Source organism: Brevundimonas sp. UBA5713 (assembly GCF_002419815.1).
Lineage (GTDB): Bacteria > Pseudomonadota > Alphaproteobacteria > Caulobacterales > Caulobacteraceae > Brevundimonas.
On sequence record NZ_DIGV01000039.1, the window covers coordinates 8655 to 19792 of the forward strand.

10 protein-coding genes are annotated in these 11138 nt (G+C 60.7%); 1 reads left to right on the plus strand and 9 read right to left on the minus strand.

Annotated elements, in window-relative coordinates:
• From B3B04_RS09490 to B3B04_RS09530, 9 genes are all read right to left on the minus strand, one after another.
• Window positions 1–330 (minus strand): OmpA family protein (locus B3B04_RS09490; RefSeq protein ID WP_292042261.1); only part of this gene is annotated, 330 nt, incomplete at its 3' end.
• An 800-nt stretch (window positions 331–1130) separates the two neighbouring features.
• Complete coding sequence (locus tag B3B04_RS09495; RefSeq protein ID WP_292042265.1) at window positions 1131–1529, minus strand: MAPEG family protein; 399 nt, start codon at window positions 1527–1529, stop codon at window positions 1131–1133.
• On the minus strand, window positions 1529–3358 hold the full coding sequence (locus tag B3B04_RS09500) for a M14 family metallopeptidase (RefSeq protein WP_409516069.1): 1830 nt from the start codon (window positions 3356–3358) through the stop codon (window positions 1529–1531). The genes B3B04_RS09495 and B3B04_RS09500 overlap by 1 nt, the downstream gene beginning before the upstream one ends.
• A gap of 111 nt (window positions 3359–3469) precedes the next feature.
• A complete protein-coding gene (locus B3B04_RS09505) occupies window positions 3470–4402 on the minus strand; it encodes a DUF3829 domain-containing protein (protein ID WP_292042270.1) in 933 nt (310 codons plus the stop codon).
• Between the two features lie 877 nt (window positions 4403–5279).
• Entirely contained in the window at window positions 5280–5951 is a 672-nt protein-coding gene (locus B3B04_RS09510; protein WP_292042273.1) for a hypothetical protein, read from the minus strand.
• Window positions 5952–6034: 83 nt separating this feature from the next.
• Window positions 6035–7570: a UbiD family decarboxylase gene (locus B3B04_RS09515; RefSeq protein WP_292042275.1), complete on the minus strand. Its 1536-nt coding sequence runs from the start codon at window positions 7568–7570 to the stop codon at window positions 6035–6037.
• A gap of 36 nt (window positions 7571–7606) precedes the next feature.
• Complete coding sequence (locus B3B04_RS09520) at window positions 7607–7855, minus strand: helix-turn-helix domain-containing protein (RefSeq protein WP_292042277.1); 249 nt, start codon at window positions 7853–7855, stop codon at window positions 7607–7609.
• Window positions 7856–7954: 99 nt separating this feature from the next.
• Entirely contained in the window at window positions 7955–8791 is an 837-nt protein-coding gene (locus tag B3B04_RS09525) for an aldo/keto reductase (RefSeq protein WP_409516068.1), read from the minus strand.
• Between the two features lie 33 nt (window positions 8792–8824).
• A complete protein-coding gene (locus B3B04_RS09530) occupies window positions 8825–9721 on the minus strand; it encodes an alpha/beta fold hydrolase (protein ID WP_292042281.1) in 897 nt (298 codons plus the stop codon).
• Window positions 9722–9938: 217 nt separating this feature from the next.
• Between B3B04_RS09530 and B3B04_RS09535 the strand changes: the two genes are divergently transcribed.
• Window positions 9939–11138 (plus strand): cation:proton antiporter (locus tag B3B04_RS09535; protein ID WP_292042282.1); only part of this gene is annotated, 1200 nt, incomplete at its 3' end.

The following is an 11138-nucleotide window of genomic DNA, read 5'->3' on the forward strand; positions in this document are numbered from 1 at the left end:
GTTCTTTGCGGGTTCGGTGGCTCCATGCCCGTTGCGTTCGATAACGGGAGGGGCGACACCCAAGGCCACCAGCTCTGTGGCTACCACCTGCGCGCGCATGTGGCTGAGTTCGTCCGAAAAGGCGGCGGCCTCGGCAGTGTCCATGTGGGCGTTGATTACGACTCTGCTGGGTTTGTCGCGTAGAATATAGGCCGCAGCGTCGCGGACCATTCTGTACCCATTCTGAGAGAGTTCCGCCCTGCCATAGTCGAAAAAGGCGACGAACTGATGGGCGTGCGCCGGAGTACTGATGCTCAACGCCGACAGAGCGATAAAACCTAGTCGTGTCACGATGTACCTCGCTCTTATGGCTTGGCCGATTAATGCCTGAAAGACGGATTTGAGCCGCAGCTAACGGNNAATGTGAGGGGGGCAGCGCGTCGGTTCCGACATCCGTCGGATATGCCGATGCAATCCACCCGCAGTAGTTCTTCGTGTTAGATTGGTTTCTGTCTGGCGGATCATTCAGGGGGTGGCTATGGCGCAGACTTGGCAACGGGGAAGGCAGAGGCAGCAACTGTCGCCGGCAAGCGATGCCATTGCGGCTCGGTCTGTTCTAAGAGACTGCCATCGAAGTGCGCGAGAACTACTTTCTTCGACGTGTTCGACGACGTGGCGATTACGCTGGGTAACCACTATCGTGCTTTTGAGAGCCGTCGGACACGTTCTTCATAAAGTAGACGGGAAGCGTTCGCGCTACTTGCGAGAGGCAATAAATTTGGAATGGAACCGCATAAAATCCGTTCCAGAACACAATCTAATATTTCATTCTTTCATCGACAACGAACGAAATGCGATTGTGAAAGAGTATCATGTGGGCACACGCTTAATTCGCCCTATAAAGGACGATGTGCCTACCGACCAGAACCTTTCTGTACTCGTAGGAGATCGTGTTTTGTCTCAACAACAGGCTATCAGTGAGGCGATTAGGTGGTGGGAAAAACTATTAACTGAGGTTGAGTTTCAAGCTGCTGGTTTGCGGCGGGAGGCCAGGTTAAGCCGTAAAGAGAAGGNNGGTAGGCAAGTCAAAGTGAGCATCACCTAAATGGCTTACACGCCATTAGAAATCTCTACGGTAAACGGCCACATACTTACAGCACCGACCATGCGATCAGGCTGACGCCCGTGATGAGCATGGCGAGCCATGTCAGGGTCATGCCGGTGGCGCGGGCGAGGGTAAGGCCCGACTGATAAAGCAGGGCGAGGGCGTGGATCAGGCGTCCGGTCAGCAATAGCGCGCCCACGGTGTGGATCAGGGGCGTCGGTACGCCCAGCAGGGCCAGCAGGATCAGGCCGCAAAGGCCCGCCGGAATATATTCCGCCGCATTGCCAAAGGCGCGGCTGGCGACGGCCAGATCGGGCTGGCCGCCGTCGCCGAAGGCAATGCGATGACGGCGGCGGCGACCTGCCGCTGTGCCCGACAGGACAAACAGCAGCAGGATCAGAAGTCCGCCCCAGAGGGCTGCGGCCTGGATGGTCGAAGGGATCATCAGTTCTCGCGGGCGACGGGATACAGCAGATGGCGCTGATCATAGAAGGGCGTGCGCTGGTAGAACCAGCCCAGACGCGCGTGCGGATTGGCGGCGAACTCGGGCTCGGCGGCCAGCTTGGCCTCGAACTCGGCCTTTAGAGCCGGATCAGCGGCCAGCATCTTTTCCGCCAGAGGCGCGATGGCATAGGGCTCGATATATTCCACGCGGCTCAGCACTTCGAGGAACATGCCCCACGCGAAATAGCTTTCGCGCGACTGTGGCTCCAGCGCCAGCACCACCAGATCGCCCAGCGGCTGATCGGTCGAGACGCGCACCGAGCCGGGGGCGAAGGTCCAGCGGGTTTGTTCTTCGGTCACGCCGTCGATCTTGACCTCGACATGGCCTTCATTGGCGCGCTGGGACATTTGCGGGCGTTGCAGGCGCAGCAGGGTGACGTCCACCTCGGTCGGGTTTTCGATGCGGGTCATTTCCACGCCCGAAGCCTGAAGGCGCTCTATGATGTCTGCGCGGTAGGCGGGCACCCAATAGGCCTTCGGGCGCTTCAGCTCCAGCGTCGGGCGCGAACCGTACCACGGCATTTGCCATAGCTTCGGATCAGGCTCTCCCAGCCAGCGGATTTCCTTGCGGCCCGAGGCGGCGCTCTCATACATTTCGTATTTGATGCCCTTGAAGGGCACGATCTCGGTCGGCTCTTCGACCTCGACGAAATTGGTCGGAATGACCTGTGGGCGCAGGGCGCGGTCGGCGGCGATAGCGGCGCGGACATCGTCCACGCGCTCGGCCATGACCTTCAGCGCCTCTTCGATGAAGACATAGGTGCCCAGCACGCGCTGGTCGTGCGGCTTGAGGCTGTGGTTCTCGATCAGGATGGTGGGGATATGGGCCGCATCGCCCCAGCCATTGGAGAAGCGCTCGCCCAGACCGCCGTCATTCAGGCCCGCCATTGGGTCATCGTCGTCACGGCCAAACACCAGTTCGCCGGGGATATGGCCGTTATCTTCCAGCGCCTTGTAGATCGGCGGCTTGAAGCTGTCGTTCAGCCATTTGGCAATGGCGGGCGAGCGGGCAAAGGTGTCGTCCTCGCCGGTAAAGCCGAAGGTGACGTCGTACTGATAGTCCATACCGTCGGTGACGTGCACGTCCACGTAAAGATCGGGATTGTACTTCAGGATCAGGCCGCGCGCGGCGCGCATCTCGGGCTGATCCAGTTTCAGATAGTCGCGATTCAGGTTCTGGTTGGTGCCGGTGTTGCGCCAGCCCTGAATGCGCGGGCCGCGCTGGTTGGGGCGTGAATAGGCGCTGGCGCGCTCATGGCCATCGACGCTGAGAATGGGGATCAGGATCAGATTGGCGCGGTCCAGCAGGTGGTCCTTGCCGTAGAAGGCGATGTCGCGCAGCAGCATCATGCCCGCGTCCTTGCCGTCGATCTCGCCGGGGTGGATACCGGCCTGCACCAGCACGACCGGCTTGTTCGGATCGAACTGTGCGCCGTCCTTGGAGGCGATGACGGCATAGATGTCGCGTCCCTCCGGCGAGGTGCCAAAGCTTTCGATGCGGATCAGGTTGGATGCCGCATCCAGACGGTCGAACCATGCGCGGGTGTCAGCATAGTTGGGGCTGAAGTTCAGCTCGGCGTCTTGCTCAAAACCCGAGGCCCACTCATCACTGGCCGGTCGCAACAGGGCGCGCGAGGCACCATTCCACTGCGGTACCGGCGGCAGGAAGTCCTGATCCCATGGGGCGATATTGGTGATCGGGCGGGTATCAGACATAGCAGGACTCGACATTAACGCGGCCATCACAGCCGCCAGCATGACCTGTCGCATAAAGCCCCTCCAACAGGCGACAACGCCAACAGTCTAGGCCGGAACGGGGGCATAGAAAAAGCCCCGATGAACGGTCATCGGGGCTTTCCTGAGATATCGCCGTGCGCGGGCTTAGCCGGGCATCTGGATACGGTTCATGTCGTTGACCACTTGGTTGTAGTTGTTGATCAACGCTTCCTGGTTGCTGTCGCTGGGGCTCTGCTTGGTGTCGCGGTACTGGCCGATCAGCGAGGTCAGGTTGGTGACGATCGAGGTGTACCAGGATTTGTTCATGTCGCCGTCGTCCATCTTGGCCGAGGATTCACGAAGCTTGGCCAGATCGGCTTCCAGTTGGGTCACGAGGGTGTCACCGGCGGCGAAATCGCCTTGGCCTGCCTTGGAGACCAGCAGTTCGGCGCGCGAAGTCGCTTGCAGCAGGTTGGCGGCGTTGTCCTCACCGGCTTTGCGCAGGGCTTCGATACGCTGGGCGCTTTGAGCACGGTCCTGTTCGGTCAGAACAACGTCCAGCTCATCAATCGACTTGAGGGTCGCTTCGAACAGGGACTTCATCTCGGCGTCTGCGGCCTTGCCCTTGGCCAGGGCGTCGTCACGGTAGGCGCGGGTCTCGTAGTAAGGACCCAGCTCCTTGTACTTGGCCAGCAAACCTTCGAGGTTCTGAATCAGCTTGTCTGCAGCAGCATCTGCGCTGGCGACCTGATTGCCCGCGTTAACCGCGCGACCGGCCTTCAGGCTGGTCAAGGCGCGCTCAAGCACGGAGCTTTGCGACGGGAAGTTCAAGGTCGCGGTCGGCTGGGCCGAGGCCACGTTCATGGTCTGATAGCGGTCGTACTGATAGGCGACGCCGAAGGTGCTGATCAGTTCGTTGAAGCCGGTGGCATAGTTCGAAAACTTCTCGCCGACTTCTGCCGTCGCTTCGACGTTTGCAGAAGCGGAAGCTTGTTCACCCGCTGCGGGCGCTTCACCGGAATTGCCACAGGCTGCCAGCAGCAGCGCTGCCGCACACGCCGAAACCATGGCAGTCTTCGAACGGATAGACATTTTCATACAGTTACTCCCCGCGGCGCGTCACCCACATCCGGATGCGCTAGGATAGGCCGCGTTGGTGAACTGTGTTCAGCAGAGAATGGTTCATCGAAAAACGACGAGAGAAATATAAAGTTTTGTTATCGCGCTCAGCGCCAGTCGTCGGGCAGCGGCGCGCCGAGGTCAGCCGGAGTGCCGACCGGCATGCCAGCTTCTGCGCGAAGGGTGCGGATTTGGTCCGGTGTCGTGGTTGCGAAAGTGTCTGCCATTTCAGCCGCATAGGCCGCCCGGTGCTGTGCGATCGTATTGATCCAGAAATCCTCGGCAATTCCATCGGGGCGGCGCGACCAAAGCGGCAGTTTCGCTTCATAGCCCGATGCGCGCTGTGCGACCTCGATCATCAGCTCAGGATCGGCGGCCAGCCAGCCATTGATGGCCATGCCCGCTTGCTGGTTCAGCGCTGCGCGTACCTGAGCGGTTTCGGGATCCAGTTCTGCCCAAGGGCCGGTGCGCAGTTGCCAGATATAAAACCAGAAGGCTGCCTTCAGCTTGTCGCCAGCGTCCCAATACTGCTGGAAAACGTAGACAAGGTTGAAGGGGGAGATGTTCTCAAGATTGCCCAGAACATCGTCGATGGAGGGGATGCTCTCGGCAGGGGCAGGGGCAGGGGCAGGGGCGGGAACGGGGGCGGGAGCAGGGCCGGAGCCAGCAGCGTCCTCGGCCACCGTCGGCGGCTCGGCATTCTGAGCCATGGCGCTGGCAGGCAGGNNCAATAAGGGCTCCGACCAGGATTGCGGTCGCCAGCTTTGCCGATTTCGACATTATCTATCCCCGTGCGACATGATCTGTCTCTCGCTGTGAAAGATTCCAGATATTCGGGGTGGGGTCCAGCGCTTCCTTAGCGCCAATGTGCGTCCAGAGGCGCGCCGATGTCTTGGGGAGTACCGATGGGGAGGCCATTCTGGCGGCGTCTGGCCAAGATCTCTTCATCCGCCGTGTTGGCGAAGGCTTCACGCAGTTCGGCAGCATAGTCGGTGCGGGACTTTGACACGATAGCCAGCCAGTCAGCCTCGTTCAGGTCTTCGGGACGCTGTTTTGATAAGGGCAGGGTAGCTTCATAGCCTATGGCGCGCTCTACAGTGTCGCGCATTAGAGCAGGGTCGGCAGCGATCCAGTTGAAGATCGTCTGACCTGTCTCATCGCTCATCATGGCGCGAACCAACTGGAACTCTTCGCGGTCGACCCCTGTGACCCACGCATCGGTCCGGATTTGCCAGACATAATACCAGAAGGCCGCGCGCAGTTTATTGCCCTTCTTCCATTCGTCGGCGACGACAAAAATCAGGTTGAAGGGAGAGACTTCATCCAGATTGGCCAGAATGAACTGCGGATCATGGGCCGGATTGGGACTTGTTTCGCTGTTGTCAGGCGCAGTGGCTGCCTCGGACGGTAGGTCTTGGGCCGCAGAAGGCGCGGCTGTGCCAAGAAGAAGCGCGGCGACTGACAGGACCGCAGCGTGGAAGAGCGGTTTGAAACCTGTTGGGGCTGACTGGGCGAGGCGTCTGATCATACGCCTATAGTGACCATAGATATTCCAATAAGTCCCGCAGCAAAAAGGGAAGAGCCCCTAAAGACCTCTTCCCCGTTTGTAGATCAGGACTTTTTCCAGATGGGCGCGCCGTCGCCGGGCAGGCCCAGCTTGTCCCAGATGTCGTTGACGCGTTCGACAACGTCGTCGTCCATCTTGATGACCTCGCCCCATTCGCGCTTGGTCTCGGGCTCCCACTTGTCGGTGGCATCCAGACCGATCTTGGAGCCAAGGCCGCTCTCGGGAGAGGCAAAGTCAAGATAGTCGATCGGGGTGCCCTCGATGACGGTGATGTCACGGGCGGGGTCCATCTTGGTCGAGATGGCCCACATGACATCCTTCCAGTCACGCGCATTCACGTCGTGGTCCACGACGATGATCCATTTGGTGTACATGAACTGGCGCAGGAACGACCAGCAGCCCATCATCACGCGCTTGGCGTGGCCGGGGTAGGCCTTCTTCATCGACACCACGGCGATGCGGTAGGAACACCCTTCCGGCGGCAGCCAGAAGTCCACGATCTCGGGGAATTGTTGCTGCAGTAGCGGGATGAAGACCTCGTTCAGCGCTTCGCCCAGCACAGACGGCTCATCCGGCGGACGGCCCGTGAAGGTCGTCAGATAGATCGGGTCCTTACGCATGGTGATGGCCGTGACCTGAAACACCGGGAAGGTTTCGACCGAATTGTAATAGCCGGTGTGGTCGCCGTAAGGCCCCTCGGGGTGATGCTCGTCGAGCAGCACATGGCCTTCCAGCACGATCTCGGCTTGGGCAGGCACCATCAGCGGCACGGTCTTGCACGGTACCAGCTCGGCTTTTTCGCCGCGCATCAGACCGGCGAACTGATATTCTGACAGGGTTTCGGGCACGGGCGTCACAGCGGCCAGAATGGTGCCGGGGTCGGCCCCAAGAACCACGGCGCAGGGCAAGGGCTCGCGCTTGCCAGCCTTCTTGTGGCGGGCATAGTGCTGGGCACCGCCGCGATGCGCCAGCCAGCGCATGATGGTCTTGTCCTTGCCCAAGACCTGCATGCGATAGATGCCGAGGTTGAAGTCGTCCTCGCGGTCGTCGCTCGGGCCCTTGGTGACAACGAGGCCCCAGGTGATCAGAGGCGCAGGCTCGCCCGGCCAGCACGACTGGATCGGCAGCTTGGTCAGGTCGATATCGTCGCCCGTCAGCACGACCTCCTGAACCGGAGCTTTCTTCACGGTCTTGGGACGCATCGACATGACCGTCTTGGCCAGCGGCAGCATTTCCATGGCTTCGCCAAGGCCGTGCGGCGGGACGGGGTTTTTCAGGAAGGCCAGCAGTTCACCGACTTCGCGCAGTTCCTGCGTGGTGGTGCGCTGTTTGCCCTCAAGCGTCACGCCCATGGCCACGCGTTTGACGGTGCCAAACAGGTTCACAAGGCAGGGGATGGGGCTGACCGAGCCGTCGGGCATGACGGGCTTTTCAAAGATCACGGCGGGCCCGCCATTACGCAGCAGACGGGTCTGGATCTCGGTCATTTCCAGCACGGTGGAGACCGGTTCGCTAACGCGCACCAGTTCGCCCTGTGCTTCCAGCTGTTCGATGAAATCGCGAAGGGATTTGTAGGCCATGAGGCTGGATTAGGCGGCATTGCGCCGTCTGTCACCTCAGTAGCTGGTAGTATCGCTCACCAAGGCCCAAATAGGCAGGCGAAGGGCGCGCGTCGCGGCGTCGATCTGGGCGCTGTCGAGGTGGTGGCGTCCGGCTTCGATCAGGCGGATTTCAGCGGCGCTGGTGTGCAGGGCGCGGGCCAGGGTTTCCTGATCCATGCCGCGCCGGTCTCGCCAGCGGCGGATACGGGCACCGATAATCACATCGACAGGGTGCCCTGCCGGTAATCCGTGTACAGAACCCATGACGTCCCTCCCAAGACGGTTGTCGGGTACGCGTGCACTTTTGACAGGCATGGTGCGCGTGATTGGGGNNTTTCGTCCAATCACGCGCTAGAGAGGCCGTTAGTCAGCGTCCCATTGGAAGGCCGGATCGAGGTGGTCGCCGACGCGGAAGCCATTGGCCAGACCGGCAATGCGGGCGACTTCGTCTTCGGTCAGTGCAAAGTCGAAGATGTCGAAATTCTCGCGGGCACGCTCGGCGCTGGCGGTTTTCGGGATGGCGATGATTCCCTGCTGTGTGATCCAGCGCAGGGTCACCTGACCGGCGGTCTTGTCGTATTTCTTGGCGATCTCGGTGATGACGGGCTCATTCAGAACCTTGCCACGGGCCAAGGGCGACCATGCGGTCAGGCTTGAACCCAGCTCTTTGGCCTTGGTCTTCAGCGCATTGATGGTCAGCAGCGGGTGGTATTCCACCTGATTGGTCACCAGCTTGGCAGGCGACAGGTCCTTCGCCTGCTGCCATAGGGCAGATGGATAGTTGGACAGGCCGATGGCGCGGGTCAGGCCCTTGTCCTTGGCCTCGTTTAGAGCGGCGATGGTTTCAGCGAGGTCCGGCTGCGGCTTGGGCCAGTGCAGCAGCAGAAGGTCGGGCGTCGAGCCGAGGCGTTCGGCGCTCTCCTCGGCCTGTCTCAGCAAGGCATCGCGGGTCAGATTGGTAACCCAGATCTTGGTGGTCAGGTGGAAGTCTTCGCGGGCGACGCCAGAGTCCTTTATGCCCTGACCGACCTCTGTTTCGTTCTCATAAATAAAGGCCGTGTCGATGTGGCGATAGCCCATGCGCAGGGCCTCACCTACCATGCGGCGGGCGTCGTTGCCCTTCAGCTGCCACGTGCCGAACCCCAATAGAGGAATGCTCAGACCATCGACGGTGACGGTGTTGTTGGCGCTCATACTCATACTCTCCTTGGGTGTCGGGTGACCCCCAATGACCTAGGAAGCGTCGGGCGAGGATGAAAGGTCCTCAGTGAACCCATCCAGTATTTCCTGCCACAGAGGTTCCATGCCCTTACGGAACGCGCCCTCGTGGCCGATGCGAGGACGGCCATAGTCGGAGGGGCTGCGGTGGATCACCTGTTTGGGCGCGTTCGGATAGAGGTCCAGCACCACCTGCGCCGCCGTGGGAGTGGCAATGGGATCGTCCGAGAATACCCATGAGCGGATGGGGGCCGTGACGTCCGCATAGTGCTGCGGCTCCAATTTTCCGGCGCGCAGTTCGGAGCCGAAGAAGTCACGCGTCATGCACCAGCGCCGCCATGTCCTGAACACGCGCGGCGGCAGGTGGGTGCCGGTCCACAGCTTGCCCTGTTTGATATAACCGTGGCGCAGCAGATGCAGCGGACCAAAGCCGAACCAGAAGAACAGTTCGGCGGGATTATAGCTGCGGTGGTGGTGGGGCCAGTAACCGCTGCCCACCGAGACAAAGGCGTGAGCGCGGATGTCGGCATGGTTGGACATAAAGCCCGCAAAGCTGCCGCCGATGCTATGGCCAATATGGAAGACCGGCAGGTTCGGAGCGTGGGCCTTTAGCGCATTCAGCGCAGCGGGCATGTCCTGCTGGCCCCAGTCCGGGTAGTCGATGGAGCTGTTCTTCAGCGTTTCGGGTGTCGATTGGCCGATGCCGCGAAAATCATAGGTCAGGACCACGGCCCCGCGCTCGGCGAGATAACGGGCGATGCGCTCGTAGAAGCCCAGCGGATAGGCCGTGCCTGAAGACACGAGTACGGCCATATTCGGCTGTGCGGGACGAAACAGACGCCCCGACAGAACCGTGCCATCAGCGGCGCTAAACCGTAAGTCGGTCACGTCGATGGTACAGGCTGTGGTCATGGGAGAGGTCCGTTTAAAATCGAAACTGACTTTGGATCAGTGCGGACGGAGGGTCAATCGCCTCGATGGCTCCCAGCGGACTTAAATCGTTGCGCGGTTCCCATTTGAAATAATATCCGGCCAACACAGCGGTTCGGCGATCATTTCTATTGCTGGGTTGGCGATGTCACTGCATTGTAAAGCTTGAACGAACATCCCCCACCTGTACGGAGTGCCGATGCCCCATGCTGACAGTCTGATTGTCACTCTGGTTGGGGGTTTTGTGCTGGCCTTTGTGCTGGGCATGCTGGCCAACCGTCTGAAGCTGTCACCATTGGTCGGGTATTTGGTCGCGGGCGTCGTAGTTGGTCCATTCACGCCGGGATATGTGGCCGATACCGAACTGGCCCCGCAGTTGGCCGAAATCGGTGTCATCCTTTTGATGTTCGGGGTCGGGCTGCACTTCTCGCCCAAAGATCTTTTGCAGTCGCGCAAAGTCGCCCTGCCGGGAGCGCTGGTTCAGATTTCGGCGGCAACCATCATGGGCTGGCTGCTGGGACATTTCCTGCTGGGACTGGGCCATACAGAGGCCGTGCTGCTGGGCTTTTCACTGTCGGTCGCCTCGACGGTGGTGCTGCTGAGAGCATTGGAAGAGCGCAAACAGGTCAAGGGCGAGATCGGTAAGATCGCCGTGGGCTGGCTGATCGTCGAGGATTTGGTGATCGTGGTGGCCCTCGTCATGCTGCCGCTATTGGTCCTGCCAGCAGGTCAGGTGTTTGACGCATCCGCCTTGGCCTCCAACATCGGCGTCACCCTGGTGAAAGTCGCCGCCTTTGTGCTGTTGATGTTTGTGGTCGGCGGCAAGGTGTTGCCGTGGCTGCTGATCCGCATTGCCCATACCAAGTCGCGCGAACTGTTCACCCTTGGCGTGCTGTCTATCGCTCTTGGCATCGCATGGCTGGCCTACGCGGTCTTCGGGGCCTCGTTCGCGTTGGGGGCCTTCGTGGCCGGACTGGTCCTCAACGGCACGCCGCTGGGGCACAATGCGGCCGAGCGGTCGCTGCCGCTGCGCGATGCCTTCGCCGTGCTGTTTTTCGTATCGGTGGGGATGTTGTTTGATCCCACCATTATCTTGACCCAGCCACTGGCCGTGCTGGGGGTGGTGTTTATCGTGATCATCGGCAAATCGCTGGCGGCGCTGGTCATCACTTCCGCCTTCAAACTGGATCGCGCAACCAGCCTGACGGTGGCCGCATCGCTGGCCCAGATCGGCGAGTTCAGCTTCATCCTTGCCGCGCTGTCCATGTATCTGGGGGCCATGTCGCGAGAGACCCATGACCTGATCTTGGCGGCGTCGCTGCTGTCGATTTCGCTCAACCCGTTTGTGTTTGCGTGGGTGGATCGACTGGGCGCGCGCACGCCGCCTGCGCCGCCGGTG